The sequence below is a fragment of the Streptomyces sp. 8N616 genome (genome assembly GCF_052246385.1).
Classification (GTDB): Bacteria; Actinomycetota; Actinomycetes; order Streptomycetales; family Streptomycetaceae; genus Streptomyces.
This window is the reverse complement of the sequence record NZ_JBQQBY010000004.1, coordinates 96,779-117,597: the sequence shown is the minus strand read 5'-3', so window position 1 is coordinate 117,597 and position 20,819 is coordinate 96,779. Positions and strand designations below refer to the sequence as shown.

Below are 20,819 nucleotides of genomic sequence, written 5' to 3'. Positions count from 1 at the left end.
CGGTGTTGTGCGAAGTTCCTGATTCTTCATCACCGTGGCTGATTCCCGTACGCGTGTGCGTACGTCGCCGCGGGTTGATCCCTGCCGCCCTGCGGAGCTGTGAGTTGTTCCGGCTTCGGTGCGGCCTCCCCTTCCCCTTCCCCTTCTCTCCTCGATCTTTTCCTGTTCGAGCGAATCACGAAAGGACTCCGCGTGAGTACCGCTACCGAATCCCCAACTGAACACACCTCCCCCCAGCTCCGCCCGGCGAAGGACGAAGTGGTCCTGCCGTTCGCCGGGGTCGTCGACCTCGTCGGCCAGCACGCGTACGTACGCGCCGACGGCTATCTGCCCGGCGTGCGCGATCTGCACCTGACGATGAACCAGGTACGCCGACTCGGCCTGCGCAAAGGCGACTTCGCCGAAGGCACCACGCGCCCCGGGCACGGCAAGGCCACCCAGCCGTGGGTCGGTGTCGACAAGGTCAACGGGATCGAGGCGGGCGGAGGCGGCGACCGTCCCCGCCTCGCCAATCGTCCCAGCCTTGCCGACCGTCCCCACTTCGCCGATCTCACCCCGCTCCACCCGCAGCAGCGCCTGCGGCTCGAGACCGCTCCGGGGCGGATGGCGACCCGGGTCATCGATCTCGTCGCGCCCGTCGGGAAGGGACAGCGTGGGCTCATCGTGGCCCCGCCCAAGACAGGCAAGACTGTGATCCTTCAGGAACTCGCGGAGGCCGTCGCCCATAACCACCCGGAGTGCCATCTCATGGTGGTGCTCCTCGACGAGCGGCCGGAGGAAGTCACCGACATGCAGCGCTCGGTGCGCGGCGAGGTCGTCTCCTCGACCTTCGACCGGCCCGCCAAGGACCACGCCGCCCTCGCCGACCTGGCCATCGAGCGCGCCAAACGGCTCGTGGAACTCGGCCATGACGTGGTGATCCTGCTCGACTCCCTCACCCGGCTCTGCCGCGCGCACAACAACTGCGCACCGGGCAACGGGCGCATCCTCACCGGCGGAGTCGACTCCTCCGCCCTGCTGGCGCCCAAGCGGCTGTTCGGCGCCGCGCGCAACATCGAGAACGGCGGGTCGCTGACGATCCTGGCGACCGCGCTGGTCGAGACCGGGTCCCGGGCCGACGACTACTACTTCGAGGAGCTGAAGAGCACCGGCAACATGGAACTGCGCCTCGACCGCGCCCTCGCCGAGAAGCGGATCTTCCCGGCGATCGACGTCGACCCCTCGGGCACCCGCAGGGAGGAGATCCTCACCCCGCCCGGCGAACTGGCGGTCGTCCGCAGGCTGCGGCGCGCACTGCACGAGCGGGACGCGCAGAAGGCGATCGAGCTGTTGCTGGACCGGATGAGGAACACCGGCAGCAATGCCGAATTCCTGCACCGGATCAGCCAGCAGGGCCAGGGCAGCTAGATGGGGTGAGACCGCCCGGCCAGATGGGGTGAGAACAGCGGTACTGGTCATCGTGCCCGACGGCCACGTCGAAGCTGCCGAGAGGCGCGGCGGAGCAGCGCCTGGTCCAGCGTCTCTCCGCGACGCCGGAGTTCACGCAACGGGACTTGCTTCGGCCCGCTGTTGGTTGATTCGGGGCCCGCTTCGCCCCGCCGAACGCTCGATCGGCGAGGCGAAGTGCTGTCGCCGAGGTCAATTCGGTCGTTGATTCCGGGCGGTGGCTGCGGGCCCGGAGAGGACCGCGGTGAAGAGAACGGGGCCGTCCTGATGGGCAGTCACTTTGGCTGTCCGCTCGCCATTCACGGAGCCGTCCATCAATTCGGCCGAGATAGTGCAAGGGGTGTCCAGCTCCGCATATCGATGGAAAGAGATGGCTGCGGAGGTAGGCTTCACGCCCAGGGGGGTGAGAAGGATGTGACCGGCTTGACGTGCGGCTTCGAGCAGGACCATCCCGGGGGTGTGATCGCTGCCGTGGTCGAAGAGGATGGGATGGCGCGGATCGGGGCTCAGCAGCCAGCGGTTCGGCATGCCGGTAGGAGCGAGTACGACCTCTGTCGGAGCTGACCGGCCCACGCTGGCCGGGCTGACCGGGGCCGGTCGGCTGAGCAGTCCATTGGTAGTGGTGCTGATCCGTTCGCCACGTACGCGCTGGTAGAACGCCGGCGTCAGGCAGGCGAAGCCCGAGCTTCCGGTGGCCACCAGGCGGCCCGCCCGGTGGATGGTGAACTCCATCCGGGACTCCACGCGCTGACGGCCCTGCCACTGCAGCTCCGGGCAGCTGGCGTCCAGGACGATGTCGGCAGGGGACTGCCCGATGGCCATCTCCTCGTCGACGACGGTGAAGTCCAGGTCGCGCAGCAGGAAGACGTGCTCGAGCGGAATCCCGTACTTGGCGTGTGCGAGGTACAGCCCGCACTGCCGGATCGTCACGGCCGCTATGAGTGGGTCGTACCGGGTGCCGCCATCGGTGGTGAAGAAGGTGTGCGCCCTGGGCCACTGGCCAGTGAGGGAGAAGTGGGTGGCGCTGAGCTGTATGCAGCCGGTCAGGAAGACCTCGGCGACGGTGTCCAGATGGACGAACTCCTTGGGCACGGTGGTCGTGAGCGTGGCCTCGGGAGCCAGAGAGGAGCCAACGGTGTAGCTGTTGCGCGAAATCGTCGTCAGCTGAGTCATGAAGGTGACCTCGCCCCGTAGCTGAGTGGATTGCGTTCGGACCTTACGGCTTCATAAGATACAGACTGGCCGGTTTTTTTCAAAGGTTAAATGGGACCGCACGTCAGCGCGGCATTGGCGCCCGGGAACCAGCAGCGCGTGCCCGCGCCGAGAGGCCAGGAGCATGCTGACGGCCTATGGCGGACCAACTCGCCGATCCGGTAGCGGCCTGGCGCGCCGAGCCCGCGCCGGACGTGACCAGCGATCGGGTCGCCGCGAGGGACGCGGAGGGCGGAGGCGGCCTCAGCGAGGAGGAGCTCCTCGACTCGCTGCTGCTGATCATCGGCGCGGGCACGCAACGACCGTCAACCTTCTCGACCACGCGCGGAGCCCGTAGCGAACCTCCCCTGCGGTATGCCGTCGCGGACTTCACTGCATCGGACGTCCGCTTGCGCTGAGGGAGGCATCCATCGCGCTTCCGGCCCTTTCGAGAGGTTTCCGCGGATGGAGCTCGCCGTTCCGTGTGACCCGGTCCAGCCGATCGAGTCGTTCATCTCCGACGGGCACCGCACGCTGCCTGTGCTGCTGGAGCCCTCGGCCGACGGCCCGAACGGCTCGATCCGGCTGCGTCAGTAAGTTTGTGATCGCGAAGTCGCGCAGATGGCAACCGGTAGTCGATGCGGTAATATACGTGCCGTTCGGTTTGGTTTTCTGTCAGGGCGCCGTCACTGCACTCGCCAGTCTGGTGCTTCGCCCGTGGTGGAAGGCCCTGAAGCGAGGAGGCAGGAGGCCGCGATGGCGCAGCAGGAGCGTGCGATCCGGACCCGTCGGCAGATCGTGGAGGCTGCGGCGGAGGTCTTCGCCGAGCGCGGCTACGCCGCCGCCAGCATCTCCGAGATTCTCTCCCGGGCGGGCGTGACCAAGGGATCGCTGTACTTCCACTTCGCCTCGAAGGAGGCTCTGCTGCATGGAGTGCTCGAGGGGCAGTTGACGGAAGAGGAGCTTCCGGCGCGTTCTTCCAAGCTGCAGGAGTGGGTGGACACGGGGATGGTGCTCGCGCACCGCTTCCCGCGCGACCCCGTGCTGCGGGCCGGGTCCCAGTTGCTGACCGATCCGAGCCTGCAGACTTTGTTCCGGGTGGGCCCGCAGGAGGGGTGGATCGACGTGACGGCCGCCCTGCTGGCCGAGGCCAAGAAGCGGGGCGAGGTGCTCCCGCATGTGGTGCCGCGGCAGACGGCCCGCTTCGTGGTCGCGTCCTTCAACGGGATTCTGATCCTCTCGAAGGCCGGGTCACACCTGGCCGATCTGGAAGAGGAGGTCTCCGTGTTCTACCGGCACGTGCTGCCCGGGATCGCGGTGCCCGCCGTGCTGGCCCACCTGGATGCGGCCCCTGACCGCGGGGCGCGGGTGGTCGCCGAGATGGAGCGTCCGACGGCTTCGGTCTAGGTCTGTGCATACGGGGGATATGAATGATTCTGCTCACCGGAGCGAGCGGAACGGTGGGACGGCGGACCGCACGGCTGCTGGCCCACGAGGGCCATGCCGTACGGCTGTTGACCCGGGATCCGGCGCGGCTGCCGGAGCCGACGGCGCGGACCGAGACGGTGGTGGGGGACTTCGAGGAGCCCGCCACGCTGCGCCGGGCGCTGTCCGGGGTCGGGGCGGCGCTGATCGTCACCAACAACCCGTTGCGCCCCGCACACGATGCCGAGCTGATCACCGCTGCCGCCCGGGCCGGAGTCCAGCGGCTGGTCAAGCTCTCCGCGCTGGGCGTCACCGATTCGAGCGCCGACGACCTCATCACGCGCTGGCAACGGGAGACCGAGGACTGCGTTCGGACATCGGGGCTGGAGTGGACCCTGCTGCGGCCCAGAGCGTTCATGAGCAACTCGCTCGGCTGGGCACCGGACATCAGGGCGAAGGGCACCGTGTCCGCCTGGCCGGGTGACGCACCGTCGGCCTGTGTCGACCCGTATGACATCGCGGCCGTCGCGGCCCGTGCGCTGACCGAGCCGGGCCACGCAAGCCGGGCCTACGCACTGACCGGACCCGAGTCGCTGACGGCCCGTCAGCAGACTGCGATCCTCGGCACCGTGCTGGGGCGCCCTCTGGTGTTTCGCGAGCAGTCCCGTGAGCAGACACGGCAGTTGCTCGAGAGCCGCTATCCGGCGCCGGTGGCCCAGGCGCTGCTGGAGATCGCCGAGCGGAGGCTCCTGGGGAACGGCGGTCAGGTGAACCCCACTGTGGAGCGGCTGATCGGGCGGCCCGCGCGAAGCTATGCCGACTGGGCCGACGAACACGGGCTGTATTTCGCGCCGGCCGGCCGACATCGTCAGGATGACGCCTGACTCTCCGGCGCGCTGAGTGTCGCTTCGGACGGGACGAGGCGCAGGAGCAGCTTCCAGATCCCGGCAACGGTCTCTCCCGCCCACCAGGTGTCGTCCTCACGTCCGAGCACTTCCAGGCCGGCCGTCACGGCAGCGAGCAACTGTGCTACGAAGCGGCCGTCTTGGCCTTCCGGGCGATGGCAGTCCAGAAAGGTCAACCACTCCTGGCGCAGCGTGGGTCCGGTGAGCTGGTCGAGCTCGCCCTCTGCCTCCAGCCGGATTCCGGCTCGCAGTACCGGATCCCGCCGCATCTCGGAGGTGAGGGCCACGACGAACCGGGCCACCGAGGCCACAGCCGGAGCAGCGGTGGCTGGGAAGTGCCGCCGCGCAAGGCTGTGCGCGCGGCTGCGGGCCTCACGCCACACCGCGGTGGCCAGCTCATCCTTCGAGCCGAAGTGGAAGTACAGCGCGCCCTTGCTCACCCCTGCACTCCGGCTGATGTCGAGCAGGCCGGTGGCCCTCAGCCCCTTGCTGTCGAACAGCTGGGCAGCTGCGTCGATGAGGGCTTGTCGTGTGTGTTCGGCTCGTAACTGCATGGGGCGGTCCCGTCCCCTCGGTCTGTGGCGTTCGCTCCGGACACGGCACGCTCATGACTGCTCGTGTCTGGCTGGACACCTTTGGTTATCCTAGTCTGCCCGAAGATCGAGAAAACAGACTGCATGGTCTTATTTTGGCGATCCTAGCCCGAGGCCCCTCTCGTGGATTGCCGCTTCTGTGGCCGGTACATACGTGCAGTTCGATGCGGGTATCTGGGTGTGAAGGCGGTTGTATCGCAGTCCGTTCGACGAGGGAAGCGGATGGTGGCGTTACGGTCAATGCTTGACCTGGACTTGAAAAACAGCCCGGACGGTTTGTTATGCTGTCAGAGTGCTGAACGGGGGTAATGCACGCTGGTACCCGGCTCCCGTTGGCAGGCAGAGAGCAGTGCCGACCGCCTGGTCGGCCGTCAACCTTGGGGATGGCCATGCATGTACTCGTAGTCGAGGACGAGGTGGATGTCGCCGAGTCCCTGATCCGCGGTCTGCGCCGCCACGGCTATGTCGCGGTCGGAGTCGCCACGGGATCCCGGGCGCTGGATACGTACCGCGACGCGGACCTGGTCTTGCTCGACCTGGAACTGCCGGACATCGACGGGCTGGAGGTGTGCCGCACCATCAGGGCGGCAGGCGACACCCCGATCATCGCCTTCACCGACCACAGCAACGAGTCGGATCGGGTGCTCGGACTGCAGGCGGGTTCGGACGACTGCCTGAACAAGCCGTACGGCTTCCGGGAGCTGATGGCCCGGATCGACGCCGTCATGCGGCGGGTCCGGCCGCGGCACCCGGCCACTGATCCGGCGATCGAGCATGGTCCGCTGCGCATCGACGCGGCCACCCGCGAGGTGTGGCTCGACGGAGGACTGGTGGAGGTGACCCGTAAGGAGTTCGACCTGCTCTACTACCTCGCCAGCCACCCTGGTGTGGTCATCTCGCGCCGTCAGTTGATGGCCGAGATCTGGGGTGACCCCATGACCCACACCGCGAGCCCGCACGTCAGCCGCACCATCGATACGCACGTGAGCACCCTGCGCGGGAAGCTCGGCTCCAGCAACTGGATCCGCACCGTGCGCGGTGTCGGCTTCCTGTTCGGGAACGGGTGAGGGCCCGCGGCGACGGGGTGAGGAAGGAGCGAGGGGCGGCGCCACAGGCGCCGCCCCTCAATGGTGTGCGGGGCCACTGCGACGGGCCGCTATGCCGAGCGCGGTTCCCTCTCCCGCAAGGCGTCCGTGACGTCGTCCTCGTGGTAATAGGCGCGCCCTCCCCGGCTGCGGCGCCTCCAGCGGTGCTCGCTGGCCAGCCGGTAGACACTGCCGGACGAGATGTCCCACAGCCGCGAGATCTCGGCGGCCGTCAGCCAGGCCACCCGTCCCGTCTGCGACCCCGCCGGCCGAGCGGTCAGACCGCGCAGGCGCCGGCCCAGCCGGGTCCACTCGTGCGCGGCCCACTGGTGCGCCGGGTCCACGTCGCACCGTATCTCCGCCAACTCAGCGGCCGTCCCAGGCCGTAGGAGGGCGATCAGTGTGCCGGAGCAGCCTGGCTCCGCACAGGCGCCGACGGGCACCCGGCGCACCGGGTCGGGGTCGGCGATCCGCCGGCCCCGGCGGGCGAGCCGGGCCATCTCGACGGTGAGGTCGGCCACGGCGTCGTGCCCGGCCAGCCACGCCAGGTGCCGGACGAGAAAGTCGGCCAGGTGCCGCACGGTACGCGCCGGCGGCGTCACCGCGCGTTCCTCGGCGACCATCGCGGCCCAGGAGCACAGGACACCATGGATGGCCGAACGCGCCTCCGAGGCCGCGGCGTTGAAGGGCATGCCGGGCAGGTGGCCGCCCGAGGTCCGCTCCCGCAGCTCGGCGCGGCCGCCGCCCAGTATCTGGCCCAGGGAGTCGTACAGCCGCGGCAACGCGCGGATGTCGGCGGCGAGCCGGGCCTGGCATGTGGCGCAGAGCCGGCCTCCGCCCCCCGCCGCCACCCGGCGGCATTCGGCACCCTCACAGAGTTCCACCCGTTCCATGTCGCTCTCCCTCGCGAAAGGACTCGTGCCTGGTTGCACGTTCCGGACGCTAGGGAGAGGGGGCGGGAGGGCCAAGTACGGCCGTGGATATTTTTCGTTCGCCACACGGTAATTGACGCCGTGCTGAGGAGTTTCAATTCCTTGACACAGGTTTGCGGTTCTCTTGAGCGATCTTCCTTGACGGCGCTTCGGCCGCCGAAGAAGCTGTTATCTAGCTTCCCCCGAACTGCGCCGAGAGGAGCGCGGCGCGCCTTTCCCGGTGCGCTGTATGCGGCGAGGCAGAGGCCACTCAAAGCCGCAAACATCCGTGTCGCGGGAGGCGCCGGACCGCGGGGAAACCGCAAAGGTCCCGCGGCGGGGCGATTGCGCGGACCGGCTCCGGCAACCGGAGCGGGCCGGTAAGTCCGCGCCAAGCGAGCCCATGCGGCCTCGCTTTTTCCTTCCGTCCGCGTGCGGGCGTAATTCGTTCCGTTTCCCGACCCTCCTAGGAGAGGTAATGGACGCTCCAGTCATCGTTGCCGGCGCCGGTCCGGCCGGACTCATGATCGCTGCAGAACTGCGCCTCGCCGGCGTCGACGTCACCGTCATAGAACGCCTTCCCGGGCGCACCGGCGAGTCCCGCGGACTGGGCTTCACGGCCCGCACCATGGAGGTCTTCGACCAGCGGGGCCTGCTGCGCCGCTTCGGCGACATCGAGACCAGCAACCAGGGCCACTTCGGCGGCATCCCCGTCGACTTCGGCGTCCTGGAGGGCGCGCACCAGGCCGCCAAGACCGTGCCGCAGTCCGCCACCGAGGCCATACTCGAGCAGTGGGCGACGGAGCTCGGCGTGGACATCCGCCGCGGCCACGAGCTGCTGTCCCTGCATGACGACGGGGACGGCGTCCGGATCGACGTGCGCGGCCCGGACGGGGAACAGACCCTGCATGCCGCCTGGGTGGTGGGCTGCGACGGCGGCCGCAGCACCGTCCGCAAGGCCGCGGGCTTCGACTTCCCCGGCACCGCCGCCACCATGGAGATGTACCTCGCCGACCTGCGTGGCGTCGAGCTCGAGCCGCGCATGATCGGTGAGACGGTGCCCGGCGGCATGGTCATGGTCGGCCCACTGCCCGGCGGCATCACCCGCATCATCGTCTGCGAGCGTGGCACCCCGCCGCAGCGGCGTGCCGAGCCGCCCGCCTTCGCGGAGGTCGCCGACGCCTGGAAACGGCTCACCGGTATCGACATCTCCGACGCCGAGCCCGTGTGGGTCAGCGCGTTCGGCGACGCGACTCGCCAGGTGACCGAGTACCGGCGCGGCCGGGTGCTGCTGTCCGGCGACTCCGCACACATCCACCTCCCGGCCGGCGGCCAGGGCATGAACACCAGCATCCAGGACTCGGTGAACCTCGGCTGGAAACTGGCCGCCGTGGTCCGCGGCACCGCGCCCGAGGCGCTGCTGGACACCTACCACGACGAACGCCACCCGGTGGGGCACCGGCTGCTGATGAACACCCAGGCCCAGGGCCTGCTCTTCCTCAGCGGCGAGGAGATGCAGCCGCTGCGCGACGTGCTCGCCGAGCTGATCCGGTACGAGGAGGTCAGCCGCCATCTGGCCGCCATGGTCAGCGGCCTGGAGGTCCGCTACGACGTCGGCTCCGGCAGCCATCCGCTGCTCGGCCTGCGCATGCCCCGCCTGCGGTTGACCCGGGACGGCCGTTCCACCAGCTCCGCCGAACTGCTGCACCAGGGGCACGGCGTCCTGCTGGATCTCGCCGACAACCCCGAGCTGCGCCGCCGGGCGGCGGGCTGGAGGGACCGGATCGACATCGTCACCGGCACGCCCGAGGGCGCCTGGAGCGACGGTCCGCTGGCGGACACCGCTGCGGTGCTCATCCGCCCCGACGGCCATGTCGCCTGGGCCGCGCCTGGCAGCCACCACGACCTTCCCATGGCCCTGGAGCGGTGGTTCGGCCCCGCCCGATAGGTCTAGCCCACAAGGAGACAGACACATGCACAGTACGTTGATCGTGGCCCGCATGGAGCCGGGCTCCGCCCAGGATGTCGCCAGGCTGTTCGCGGCTTTCGACGAGACTGACATGCCGCACGGGATGGGCACCCGGCGCCGGCAGCTCTTCTCGTACCGGGGGCTCTACTTCCACCTGCAGGACTTCGACTCCGAGGACGGCGGGGAGCGCATCGAGGCGGCCAAGAACGACCCCCGCTTCGTCGGCATCAGCGCGGATCTGAAGCCGTTCATCGAGCCGTACGACCCGGCCACCTGGCGTTCGCCCGCCGACGCGATGGCCAGCCGCTTCTACCACTGGAGTGCGCTGTGAGCGGCGGTCGGCGCGTCGTCATCACCGGCATCGGGGTCATCGCGCCGGGCGGAGTGGGGACCAAGAACTTCTGGAGCCTGCTCACCGATGGCCGCACCGCCACCCGCAGGATCAGTTCCTTCGACCCTTCCCCGTTCCGCTCCCAGGTCGCGGCGGAGGCCGACTTCGACCCGGACCTGCACGGGCTCACCCCGCAGGAGGTGCGGCGGATGGACCGGGCAGCGCAGTTCGCCGTGGTCACCGCCCGGGAGGCGGTGGCCGACAGCGGACTGGAGTTCGCCGGGCTCGACCCCTACCGCACCGGCGTGACCATCGGCAGCGCGGTTGGCGCGACCACGGGTCTCGACTGGGAGTACCGCACGGTCAGCGACAGCGGACGGCTGGACCTGGTCGACCACGAGTACGCGGTGCCGCACCTGTACAACTACCTGGTCCCCAGCTCGTTCGCCGCCGAGGTTGCCTGGGCGGTCGGCGCCGAGGGGCCCAGCACGGTGGTCTCCACCGGCTGCACCTCGGGTCTGGACGCGGTCGGGCACGCCACCGAGCTGATCCGGGAGGGCACGGCCGACGTGATGGTGGCAGGTGCCACCGATGCACCCATCTCACCCATCACCGTCGCCTGCTTCGACGCGATCAAGGCGACCACACCACGCAACGACGACCCGGAACACGCCTCCCGCCCGTTCGACGGGACCCGTAACGGATTCGTCCTGGGCGAGGGGGCGGCTGTCTTCGTGCTGGAGGAGCTGGAGGGCGCTAGGCGGCGCGGGGCGCGCATCTACGCGGAGATCGCCGGCTTCGCCTCCCGGTGCAACGCCTTCCACATGACCGGGCTGCGCCCCGATGGGCGGGAGATGGCCGAGGCCATCCGGGTCGCCCTCGACGAGGCCCGGCTGAACCCGCAGGACATCGACTACATCAACGCGCACGGTTCGGGCACCAAGCAGAACGACCGGCACGAGACCGCGGCCTTCAAGCGCAGCCTGGGCGAGCACGCTTACCGCGCCCCGGTCAGCTCCATCAAGTCGATGGTCGGTCACTCGCTGGGCGCCATCGGCTCCATCGAGATCGCCGCGTCGGCCCTGGCCATGGAACACGGCGTGGTGCCGCCCACGGCCAACCTGCACACCCCCGACCCCGAGTGCGACCTCGACTATGTGCCGCTGACCGCGCGGGAGTGGCAGACCGACACGGTGTTGTCCGTGGGCAGCGGATTCGGCGGATTCCAGAGCGCCACGGTGCTCGCCCGTCCCGAGAGGAGTGGCGCATGACGACCGGCGAGAACGGCGAGAGGAAGGGCAAGGTAGTCGTCACCGGCCTCGGCATCGCCGCACCCAACGGCCTGGGCGTGGAGAACTACTGGGCCGCGACTCGCAGCGGCACCCACGGCATCGGCCGTATCGCCCGTTTCGACCCCTCGCAGTACCCGGCCAGGCTGGCCGGGGAGATCGAGGGCTTCGCGGTCGAGGAACATCTGCCGGGGCGGCTCATCCCGCAGACTGACCGGGTGACCCGGCTGGCCCTGGTCGGCGCCGACTGCGCGTTCGCCGACGCGGCCGTGCAACCGGGCGATCTGCCCGAGTACGACATGGGCGTGGTCACCGCCAGCTCGTCGGGCGGCTTCGAGTTCGGCCAGGGCGAGCTGCAGAACCTGTGGAGCAAGGGCAGCCAGTACGTCAGTGCGTACCAGTCGTTCGCCTGGTTCTATGCCGTCAACAGCGGCCAGATCTCCATACGCAACGGCATGCGCGGGCCCAGCGGCGTGGTCGTCAGCGACCAGGCCGGCGGGCTGGACGCCGTCGCCCAAGCCCGCCGCCAGATCCGCAAGGGCACCCGGCTGATCATCTCCGGCGGCATCGACGCCTCGATCTGCCCTTGGGGCTGGGTCGCCCTGCTGGCCAGCAAGCGGCTGAGCACCAGTGACGACCCCGAACGGGCCTATCTGCCCTTCGACGCGGCGGCCAGCGGCCATGTACCGGGCGAGGGCGGGGCGTTGCTGGTCATGGAGGACCTGGAGAGCGCCCGCAGCCGCCGCGCCCCGCGCATCTACGGGGAGATCGCCGGCTACGGCTCGACCTTCGACCCCCGGCCCGGCAGCGGGCGGGGCCCCGGGCTGCAAAAGGCCGTCGAGCTGGCGCTGGAGGACGCGGACACCGGGCCCGAGGAGATCGACGTGGTCTTCGCGGACGCCGCTGCCATCCCCGAGCTCGACCGGATCGAGGCCGAGGCCATCGCCAAGGTCTTCGGACCGCGCGCCGTGCCGGTCACCGCGCCCAAGACGATGACCGGGCGGCTGTACTCCGGAGCCGCTCCGCTGGATCTGGCCACCGCGTTCCTGGCGATGCGGGACGGGATCATCCCGCCGACCCCGCACGTGACCCTGGCCGACGAGTACGACATCGACCTCGTCACCGCGCAGCCGCGACGGGCCTCGCAGCTGCGTGCCGCCCTGGTCCTGGGCCGCGGCCACGGCGGCTTCAACTCCGCGGTCGTGGCGCGGACCTGTGGCCGCTGACGTTCGACGGCCACTACTGAGAAACGAACGAGAGGACACACATGTCAGCAACCGAATTCACCCTCGAGGACCTCAGGCGGATCCTGCGTGAGGGCGCGGGAGCCGACGAGGGCGTCGACCTCGACGGCGACATCCTCGACACCGACTTCGAGCGGCTCGGCTACGAGTCGCTGGCGCTGCTGGAGACCGGCGGCCGGATCGAGCGGGAGTACGGCATCACGCTGGACGACTCCGCGCTGACCGACGCCGAGACGCCGCGCGCCCTGCTCGAGGTCGTCAACGCCCACCTGGCACCCGTCACGGCCGCCTGACCCCACACCCCTACTCGTACCCACCCCAACCCCGAACCGTACGCGCCGCCACCCGTGCGTACGGGCCGCTGCCGCCGCTCGCGCTCCGGTGCGGCGGCAGCGGCACATCCGCCCCGCACCACCAGGCCAACCGACTTCCAGGAGACAGAGATGACGCAGCAGGACCGGCGGGTCGCCATCGTCACCGGCGCGACCAGTGGAATCGGGCTCGCCGTGACCCGGCTGCTGGCTCAGCAGGGACACCAGGTGTTCCTCTGCGCCCGCACCGAGGACAGCGTGACCGACACGGTCAAGGAGCTCCAGGCCGAGGGCCTGGACGTCGACGGCATGCCGTGCGACGTGCGGTCACCGGAGGACATCGGCCGCTTCGTGCAGGCCGCCGTCCACCGCTACGGACCGGTGGACGTCCTGGTCAACAACGCGGGCCGGTCCGGCGGCGGCGTGACCGCGGACATCGCCGACGAGCTGTGGTTCGACGTCATCAACACCAACCTCAACAGCGTCTTCCTGATGACCCGTGAGGTGCTGAACACCGGTGGCATGCGGAACAGAAAGCGCGGCCGGATCGTCAATGTCGCCTCCACCGCGGGCAAGCAGGGCGTCGTCCTGGGCGCTCCGTACTCCGCTTCCAAGCACGGCGTCGTCGGCTTCACCAAGGCGCTGGGCAACGAGCTGGCCCCGACCGGCATCACCGTGAACGCGGTGTGCCCCGGCTATGTGGAGACCCCCATGGCGCAGCGCGTCCGGCAGGGCTACGCCGCCGCCTACGACACCAGCGAGGAGAAGATCCTGGAGAAGTTCCAGGGCAAGATCCCGCTCGGCCGCTACTCCACCCCCGAGGAGGTCGCCGGGCTCATCGGCTATCTGGCCTCCGACACCGCCGCCTCGATCACTTCGCAGGCGCTCAACGTCTGCGGCGGCCTGGGCAACTTCTGACGATCCGCCCCCACGCCCCGCCCCGGCCACGCCAAGCCAAGGAGAAGACATGACCGTGCGTGAGGTCGAGCACGACATCACCATCGAAGCCCCGGCCACCGAGGTGTACCGGCTGATCGCCCACGTGGAGAACTGGCCGCGTATCTTCCCCCCGTCCGTCTACGTCGACCACGTCGAGCGTGGCGAGCTCGAGGAGCGGATCCGGATCTGGGCCACCGCCAACGGGGAGGCCAAGAACTGGACTTCCCGCCGCACTCTGGAGCCCGAACGGCTGCGCATCACCTTCCGGCAGGAGGTGCCCGCTCCGCCGGTCGCGGCGATGGGCGGTACGTGGATCATCGAGCCGCTCGGGGAGAGCTCCGCCCGGGTACGCCTGCTCCACGACTACCGGGCCGTCGGCGACGACCCCGAGAAGCTGGCCTGGATCGACCAGGCCGTCGACCGCAACAGCCGCTCCGAGCTCGCCTCGCTCAAGGCCAACGTCGAGCTCGCCACCGGCGCGACCGAGCTGACCTTGTCCTTCGAGGACAGCGTCGAGATCAACGGCTCCGCCAAGGACGTGTACGACTTCATCAATGAGGCCCACCGGTGGAAGCAGCGGCTGCCGCACGTCGCCCACGTAGACCTGAGGGAGGACACCCCCGGGCTGCAGGTGCTGCGCATGGACACCCTGACCAAGGACGGCTCGTCGCACACCACCGAGTCGGTGCGGGTCTGCTTCCCGCACCACAAGATCGCCTACAAGCAGACCACGCTGCCCGGCCTGATGAAGCTGCACACCGGCTACTGGGAGCTGACGGAGGACGACAACGGCGTCACCACCGCCACCTCGCAGCACACGGTCGTACTCAACACCGAGAACATCACCAGGATCCTCGGCCCCGACGCGGGGGTCGCCGAGGCGCGTTCGTTCATCCGCAACGCGCTCGGCACCAACAGCCGGGCCACCCTCGGCCACGCCAAGGAATACGCGGAAGCGCGGCGCTGAACCATGTCCAGGCAGCCCACGACATCAAGCGCCGTGCTGGAGGCCGACCTTGACACGGACCTCGACGCCGACGTCATCGTCGTCGGTGCCGGCCCCGTCGGCCTGCTGCTCGGTGTCGAGCTGCGCTCCGGCGGGGCCCGGGTGACCGTGCTGGAGCAACTGGCCGAGCCGACCACGGAGTCAAGGGCCTCGACGCTGCACGCCCGGACCATGGAGCTGCTCGACGAGCGCGGCCTGCTCGACCAGCTGGGCCCACCGCCGCCCGGCGGCACGGGCCACTTCGGCGGCATCCCGCTGGATCTCACCGTGGCCGACCCCGCCCACCCGCACGCCGGACAGTGGAAGGCGCCGCAGACCCGGATCGAGGCAGTGCTGCACCGCAGGGCCGTGGCGCTGGGCGCCGAGGTGTGGCGCGGGCACCGGGTCACCGGCCTGGCCGAGCGGCCCGGCTGCGTCGAGGTGGAGGCCGTCGGGCCCGACCGGGTCCCGCTGCGGCTGCGCGCCGCCTTTGTGGTCGGCTGCGACGGAGAGAAGAGCACGGTGCGGCGCCTGGCCGGCTTCGACTTCCCCGGCACGGACGCCACCAAGGAGCTGTTGCGGGCGGACGTCGCGGACATCGACATCCCGGGCCGCCGCTTCGAGCGGCACCCGCACGGACTGGCCATCGCCGCCCGTGGCCCGGACGGTACCACCCGGGTCATGGTGCACGAGTACGGCAGCACGCCCCGGCACCGCTCCGGGGAGCCGGACTTCGCCGAGGTGGCGGCGGCCTGGCGGCGCGTCACCGGTGAGGACATCGGGCACGGTAGCCCGGTGTGGGTCAACGCCTTCGGCAATGCCCGCCGCCAGGTCACCGAGTACCGCCGCGGCCGGGTGCTGCTGGCGGGGGACGCCGCGCACGTTCAGCTGCCCGTCGGCGGGCAGGCGCTCAACCTCGGCCTGCAGGACGCCGCCGACCTCGGCTGGAGGCTCGCCGCACAGTTCGGTGACCGGCCTGACGAGGCGCTGCTGGACGGATACCACGCCACCCGCCACCCGGCCGGGCAGCGCGCGCTGAACAACATCGAGGCACAGGCCCAGCTGCTGCTCGGCGGGCCCGAAGTGGACGCCCTGCGCGCCGTCTTCGCCGAACTGCTGCGGCTCGGCCCGGTGCCACGCCACCTCGCCGCGATGATCAGCGGCCTGGAGAACCCGTACCCAGCCCGGCCGCACGCCCCCGCCCGGCAGCACATCATCACCGCCACCACGCACAGGAGGACTACCATGGGCACGCTCACCGGCAGGACCGCGCTCGTCACGGGCTCCACCCGGGGCATCGGCCGGGCGACGGCGGTGCGGCTGGCGCGGGAGGGCGCACTGGTCGCCGTGCACGGCTCGAGCAGCCGCGAGGCCGCCGACGAGGTCGTTGCCTCGATCGAGAAGGACGGGGGCCGGGCGTTCGCCATCCAGGCCGAACTGGGCGTCACCGGCGATGTCCACGAGTTGTTCCTCGCGCTCGAACAGGGCCTGAAAGAGCGCACCGGTGCCACCGACCTGCACATCCTGGTCAACAATGCCGGGGTGATGGGCGGCGTGGCACCGGAGGACGTCACCCCCGAGCAGTTCGACCGGCTCTACGCGGTGAACGCCAAAGCCCCCTTCTTCATCCTGCAGCGCGCCGTGGGCAACATGCCCGACGGCGGCCGGATCATCAACATCTCCTCCGGGCTGACCCGCTTCGCCAACCCGCAGGAGGTGGCGTACGCGATGACCAAGGGAGCCATCGACCAGCTCACCCTCCACTTCGCCAAGCACCTCGGGCCCCGCAACATCACCGTGAACAGCGTCGGACCCGGCATCACCAACAACGGCACCCCGGTCTTCGACATCCCCGAGGCCGCGGCACAGATGGCGGCGCTGTCCGCCTTCAACCGGGTCGGGGAGACCGACGACGTGGCCGCCGTGGTGGCGTTCCTGGCCGGCGACGACGCCCGCTGGATCACTGGCTCCTACCTGGACGCCAGCGGCGGCACGCTGCTCGGCGGCTAAGCGGTCAGACACCGGCGCCCGGAATCCCCCGCCGGGGCGCCGGCGGGCCGGCCGCGACGTTCTCCCCGTACAACCGCCGCGGCCGGCCCATCTCGCTCTCGCCCGACCACACCCGACCTGCGCACACGGCGGTGGACACCGATATGACAAGCACGCTGTCCCACTCGCACACCCCGCACACCGCGCCCCGGCCGCACCCCAGACTGTGGGTGCTGCTCTGCGTGCTCGCCGGCAACATGCTCCTTGACGCGCTCGAGGTGTCGGTGGTGCTCGTGGCACTGCCCACCATCGCCGACGACCTGGCGCTCTCCCTGTGGGACGTGCAGTGGGTGATGAGCGGCTTCGCCCTGGGCTTCGCGGCGCTGCTGCTCCTCGGCCCGCGCGTCACGGCCCGCTGGGGCAGGCGCCGCGTCTATCTCGCGGCCCTGCTGGTGTTCGCCGCCGCCTCACTCGTCGGCGGCCTGACCGACAGCGCGGCCCTGCTGATCATTACCCGGGTGGTCAAGGGCGTGTGCGCGGCGCTGACCGCCCCCACCGGTCTCGCCATCATCAGCACCACCTTCCCCGAGGGCCCACAACAGCGCCGGGCCGTGTCGGTCTACTCGCTCTTCGGCGCCGCCGGGTTCACCGCGGGACTGCTGCTCTCCGGCATTCTGACCGGGGCCGACTGGCACTGGACCATCCTGTTCCCCGCCCCGGTGGCGCTGGTGCTGCTGCCCTTCGCGGCCCGGCTCATTCCCGAGGAGGCCAAGGACCAGGACGCCGCCGTGCGCCGCACCGCACCGCCGCTGCTGAGGGCCGCGCTGCTGTGCAACGGTCCTCTGACCCGGTCGGCACTGGGGGCCGCCACACTCAACGGCACCTATCTGAGCCTGCTCCTGCTCACCACCTTCGTGCTGCAGAACGAGCACGGTTTCACGCCCTGGCAGACCGCGCTGGCCTTTCTGCCCGCCTGTCTGCCGCTGGCAGTCTCCGTGCTGTTCGCCGGGCGGATGGTGGCCCGGTTCGGCGCGCCCCGGCTGATCGCCCTGGGCGCCCTCGCCCCGGCGCTCGGCTACGGCTTCCAGCTGGTGCCGTTCGGCAAGGACGGCTACGCGACGGGGCTGCTGCCGACGCTGCTGCTGGTCGGCGCCGGGTTCGTGCTCGCCTTCGCCGCGCTGAACATGCAGGCCACCGCGAGCGTGTCCGCCGCGGACCGGGCGCTGGCCGTCCCGCTCTATCAGACCGGGGTGCAGCTGGGGGCGGTGCTGATGCTGTGCCTGGTCGCGGCGGTGCGCGAGACCTTCCCCGGCGAGCGCCCGGCAGTGCTGCTCATCACCGCTGTCGGCGGCCTCGGGTTGCTCGTCGCAGTCAGTGGACTGCGCTCATCACACAGCACACGAAAGGGACCTTGACGATGACGACACTGAGCCAACGGGCCGCCACCACACGCGACGGCCGAACCCCGGCCCCCGACCTCGAGGCGCTGCGCAACGCCGACGTCGACGAGCGGACCCGGGTCATCGAGGACTTCATCTGCCAGGAGCTGACCCGCGTCCTGGACATACCGCCCGCCTACCGGGTCGACGCCCGGCGTCCGCTGCACACCCAGGGAGTGGGCTCGATCATTGGACTGCAGCTCAAGCGGCTGCTCGAGCTGGCGCTCGACGTCGAGGTGGGCGTGCTACAGGTGCTGCGGACGGAGAGCGTGGCCGAGCTGGCCGCCAAGCTCGCCCTGCTGATGGAGGATCCGCTGGGAGGGCCCGGAGAGGAGGCAGCCCTCTCCGTCGGCGGTCTGCGATGAACCCAGGCCGGCCGGCGAAGGGCCGGCTCGACCTGTGGATGCTGCGGCAGCCGTGGACCGAGCTGCCCGGCGACCCGCTGGTGGTGTCCGACCTCGACGAGCGGGAAATGGCGCGCGCGGATTCGTTCTGCCGTACCCATGACCGGCTGCTGTACCTGTCGGCGCACATCGCGCTGCGGCGGTTGCTCGCCTCGTATCTGCGGATCCCGCCGGGGGAGGTGCGCTTCACCCGCGAGCCCTGCCCCGGCTGCGGTGAGTCGCACGGCCGGCCGGCCGTGGCCGGCCGTCCGGCCCCGCTGCACTTCTCGCTGTCGCACAGCAACGGGCTGGCGCTCTTCGGCGTGGCTACGGAGCCGGTCGGGGTGGACGTGGAGAAGTTCCCGGGCGAGGAGACCGTCGAGCTGTGCAGCCCGGCGCTGCACCCGGTCGAGCAGGCCGAGCTCCAACGCCACGCACGGCCGGACCGGCTGACGGCCTTCGGGCGGCTGTGGACCCGCAAGGAGGCGTACCTCAAGGGCATCGGGACCGGGCTCAGTCGTGACCTGACGGCCGACTACCTCGGCGAGGGCGGCACCGCGGCGCCGCCCTACCCGCCGGAGTGGACCGTGCGCAATGTGCCCTGCGGCTCCAGCCACACCATCCATGTCGCCGCCGCCGCGGTGCGCGGCGACGTGACCTGGCCCACCACCATTCGCTGGCTGCCCGCCGACTGCCTGTACGCCGAGGACGCTGGGGCCGTCATCGACGCGATCGCGTCGCCGCGCTGGACCGCACCGGCGCCCGCAACGCGGGCCGGCTTGCCGGCTTGATCTGACGGAAGGATCCAGACAGGGGAGTGCCGAGCATGACGCAAGAGCACCTGGACGAACTCAACGCGATCAAGGAAGAGGCCCGGCAGGGCCCGGACCCGGCGGCGACCGAACGTCAGCACGCCAAGGGCAAGCTCACCGCCCGTGAGCGGATCGAACTGCTACTGGACAAGGGGTCGTTCCAAGAGATCGAGCCGCTGCGGCGGCACCGGGCGACCGGCTTCGGGCTGGAGAACAAGAAGCCCTACACCGACGGTGTGGTCACCGGGTGGGGCACGGTGGACGGCCGGACCGTCTTCGTCTACGCGCACGACTTCCGGATCTTCGGCGGTGCGCTCGGCGAGGCGCACGCGGACAAGATCCACAAGCTGATGGACCGGGCCATCGCCGCCGGGGCGCCGCTGGTGTCGCTGAACGACGGCGCGGGCGCGCGGATTCAGGAGGGCGTCACGGCACTCGCCGGATACGGCGGGATCTTCCGCCGCAACACCAGGGCGTCCGGGGTGATCCCGCAGATCAGCGTGATGCTGGGCCCGTGCGCGGGCGGGGCCGCGTACTCGCCCGCGCTGACGGACTTCGTGTTCATGGTCCGCGACACCTCGCAGATGTTCATCACCGGGCCCGACGTGGTCAAGGCGGTCACCGGCGAGGACATCACGCACAACGGGCTGGGCGGCGCCGACGTGCACGCCGACACCTCCGGCGTGGCCCACTTCGTCTACGACGACGAGGAGACCTGCCTGGAGGAGGTCCGCTACCTGCTGTCCCTCCTGCCGTCCAACAACCGCGAACTCCCGCCCGCCGTACCGGCCGACGACCTGGCCGACCGTCCCACCAAGGCGCTGCGGGAGCTGGTGCCGTTCGACGGGAACCGGCCGTACGACATCCGCCAGGTCATCGAGGAACTCGCCGACGACGGGGAACACTTCGAGGTCAGCGCCTCCTGGGCCGCCAACATCGTCTGCTCACTGGCCAGGCTGGACGGGCAGGTGGTGGGCTTCGTCGCCAACCAGCCGCTGTCCATGGCCGGGGTGCTGGACATCAAATCCAGTGAAAAGGCCGCGCGCTTCGTGCAGTTCTGCGACGCGTTCAACATCCCCCTGGTCACCCTCGTCGACGTGCCCGGCTTCCTGCCCGGCGTCGATCAGGAGCACGAAGGGATCATCCGGCGTGGCGCGAAGCTGCTGTACGCGTACTGCGATGCGACGGTGCCGCGGATCTCGGTGGTGCTGCGCAAGGCGTACGGCGGCGCCTACATCGTGATGGACTCGCGGTCCATCGGCGCCGACATCGCGCTGGCCTGGCCGACGAACGAGATCGCGGTGATGGGCGCCGAGGGCGCCGCGAACGTCATCTTCCGCAAGCAGATCGCCGCGGCTGACGACCCCGAGGCGGTACGCCAGCAGCGCATCAAGGAGTACAAGGCCGAGCTCATGCACCCGTACTACGCCGCAGAGCGCGGACTGGTCGACGATGTCATCGACCCCGGCGAGACGCGCGAGGTGCTGATCCGTTCGCTCGCGATGCTCCGGGCCAAGCATGCCGAGCTGCCGCACCGCAAGCACGGCAACCCGCCGCAGTGACAGGGGAGGT

At 70.1% G+C, this 20,819-nt stretch carries 20 protein-coding genes and 1 pseudogene; 18 read left to right on the top strand and 3 right to left on the bottom strand.

What is annotated here, in order from left to right; all coding sequences use genetic code 11:
* Window positions 1-231: 231 nt before the first annotated feature.
* Window positions 232-1,407: pseudogene (rho, locus tag ACTWQC_RS05110) on the top strand (transcription termination factor Rho); the annotation flags it as partial.
* Between the two features lie 231 nt (window positions 1,408-1,638).
* Here the strand turns inward: rho and ACTWQC_RS05105 are convergent.
* Window positions 1,639-2,619, bottom strand: a complete 981-nt coding sequence (locus ACTWQC_RS05105) for a ScbA/BarX family gamma-butyrolactone biosynthesis protein (protein WP_443314307.1) — start codon at window positions 2,617-2,619, stop codon at window positions 1,639-1,641.
* 176 nt (window positions 2,620-2,795) lie between these two features.
* Here ACTWQC_RS05105 and ACTWQC_RS05100 point away from each other — a divergent pair, with 176 nt between their 5' ends.
* The 4 genes from ACTWQC_RS05100 (at window position 2,796) to ACTWQC_RS05085 (ending at window position 4,946) form a co-directional block, all read left to right on the top strand.
* Complete coding sequence (locus tag ACTWQC_RS05100; protein WP_443314306.1) at window positions 2,796-3,056, top strand: hypothetical protein; 261 nt, start codon at window positions 2,796-2,798, stop codon at window positions 3,054-3,056.
* A 46-nt stretch (window positions 3,057-3,102) separates the two neighbouring features.
* Window positions 3,103-3,234, top strand: coding sequence for a hypothetical protein (locus ACTWQC_RS05095; protein WP_443314305.1), 132 nt, complete (start codon window positions 3,103-3,105; stop codon window positions 3,232-3,234).
* A 159-nt stretch (window positions 3,235-3,393) separates the two neighbouring features.
* A complete protein-coding gene (locus ACTWQC_RS05090) occupies window positions 3,394-4,044 on the top strand; it encodes a ScbR family autoregulator-binding transcription factor (RefSeq protein ID WP_443314304.1) in 651 nt (216 codons plus the stop codon).
* A gap of 23 nt (window positions 4,045-4,067) precedes the next feature.
* On the top strand, window positions 4,068-4,946 hold the full coding sequence (locus ACTWQC_RS05085; protein WP_443314303.1) for an NAD(P)H-binding protein: 879 nt from the start codon (window positions 4,068-4,070) through the stop codon (window positions 4,944-4,946).
* On the opposite strand, the gene ACTWQC_RS05080 is transcribed toward ACTWQC_RS05085, so the two are convergent.
* Entirely contained in the window at window positions 4,931-5,521 is a 591-nt protein-coding gene (locus ACTWQC_RS05080; protein ID WP_443314302.1) for a TetR family transcriptional regulator, read from the bottom strand. The genes ACTWQC_RS05085 and ACTWQC_RS05080 overlap by 16 nt on opposite strands.
* 428 nt (window positions 5,522-5,949) lie before the next feature.
* Here ACTWQC_RS05080 and ACTWQC_RS05075 point away from each other — a divergent pair, with 428 nt between their 5' ends.
* Window positions 5,950-6,627: a response regulator transcription factor gene (locus ACTWQC_RS05075; protein WP_443314301.1), complete on the top strand. Its 678-nt coding sequence runs from the start codon at window positions 5,950-5,952 to the stop codon at window positions 6,625-6,627.
* A gap of 89 nt (window positions 6,628-6,716) precedes the next feature.
* Here ACTWQC_RS05075 and ACTWQC_RS05070 read toward each other — a convergent pair whose 3' ends face one another.
* A complete protein-coding gene (locus tag ACTWQC_RS05070) occupies window positions 6,717-7,538 on the bottom strand; it encodes a hypothetical protein (protein WP_443314300.1) in 822 nt (273 codons plus the stop codon).
* A 496-nt stretch (window positions 7,539-8,034) separates the two neighbouring features.
* Here ACTWQC_RS05070 and ACTWQC_RS05065 point away from each other — a divergent pair, with 496 nt between their 5' ends.
* The 12 genes from ACTWQC_RS05065 (at window position 8,035) to ACTWQC_RS05010 (ending at window position 20,809) form a co-directional block, all read left to right on the top strand.
* The gene (locus tag ACTWQC_RS05065; RefSeq protein WP_443314299.1) at window positions 8,035-9,504 is read left to right on the top strand and encodes an FAD-dependent monooxygenase; all 1,470 of its coding nucleotides are present in this window, start codon (window positions 8,035-8,037) and stop codon (window positions 9,502-9,504) included.
* Between the two features lie 25 nt (window positions 9,505-9,529).
* Window positions 9,530-9,856 carry a TcmI family type II polyketide cyclase gene (locus ACTWQC_RS05060; RefSeq protein WP_443314298.1) on the top strand — a complete coding sequence of 109 codons (327 nt, stop codon included), beginning with the start codon at window positions 9,530-9,532 and terminating at the stop codon, window positions 9,854-9,856.
* Entirely contained in the window at window positions 9,853-11,127 is a 1,275-nt protein-coding gene (locus ACTWQC_RS05055) for a beta-ketoacyl-[acyl-carrier-protein] synthase family protein (RefSeq protein WP_443314297.1), read from the top strand. The genes ACTWQC_RS05060 and ACTWQC_RS05055 overlap by 4 nt, the downstream gene beginning before the upstream one ends.
* A complete protein-coding gene (locus ACTWQC_RS05050) occupies window positions 11,124-12,371 on the top strand; it encodes a ketosynthase chain-length factor (protein WP_443314296.1) in 1,248 nt (415 codons plus the stop codon). The genes ACTWQC_RS05055 and ACTWQC_RS05050 overlap by 4 nt, the downstream gene beginning before the upstream one ends.
* 41 nt (window positions 12,372-12,412) lie before the next feature.
* Complete coding sequence (locus tag ACTWQC_RS05045; RefSeq protein WP_443314295.1) at window positions 12,413-12,682, top strand: acyl carrier protein; 270 nt, start codon at window positions 12,413-12,415, stop codon at window positions 12,680-12,682.
* 150 nt (window positions 12,683-12,832) lie between these two features.
* The gene (locus ACTWQC_RS05040) at window positions 12,833-13,618 is read left to right on the top strand and encodes a 3-oxoacyl-ACP reductase (protein WP_443314294.1); all 786 of its coding nucleotides are present in this window, start codon (window positions 12,833-12,835) and stop codon (window positions 13,616-13,618) included.
* A 49-nt stretch (window positions 13,619-13,667) separates the two neighbouring features.
* Window positions 13,668-14,606, top strand: coding sequence for an aromatase/cyclase (locus ACTWQC_RS05035; protein WP_443314293.1), 939 nt, complete (start codon window positions 13,668-13,670; stop codon window positions 14,604-14,606).
* A gap of 3 nt (window positions 14,607-14,609) precedes the next feature.
* Window positions 14,610-16,634: an SDR family oxidoreductase gene (locus ACTWQC_RS05030; protein WP_443314292.1), complete on the top strand. Its 2,025-nt coding sequence runs from the start codon at window positions 14,610-14,612 to the stop codon at window positions 16,632-16,634.
* Between the two features lie 143 nt (window positions 16,635-16,777).
* On the top strand, window positions 16,778-18,028 hold the full coding sequence (locus ACTWQC_RS05025; RefSeq protein ID WP_443314291.1) for an MFS transporter: 1,251 nt from the start codon (window positions 16,778-16,780) through the stop codon (window positions 18,026-18,028).
* Between the two features lie 2 nt (window positions 18,029-18,030).
* Entirely contained in the window at window positions 18,031-18,417 is a 387-nt protein-coding gene (locus ACTWQC_RS05020) for an acyl carrier protein (RefSeq protein ID WP_443314290.1), read from the top strand.
* Window positions 18,414-19,226, top strand: a complete 813-nt coding sequence (locus tag ACTWQC_RS05015; protein ID WP_443314289.1) for a 4'-phosphopantetheinyl transferase family protein — start codon at window positions 18,414-18,416, stop codon at window positions 19,224-19,226. Before ACTWQC_RS05020 ends, ACTWQC_RS05015 begins: the two co-directional genes overlap by 4 nt.
* A 35-nt stretch (window positions 19,227-19,261) precedes the next feature.
* Entirely contained in the window at window positions 19,262-20,809 is a 1,548-nt protein-coding gene (locus tag ACTWQC_RS05010) for an acyl-CoA carboxylase subunit beta (protein WP_443314288.1), read from the top strand.
* The last annotated feature ends 10 nt before the right edge of the window (window positions 20,810-20,819 follow it).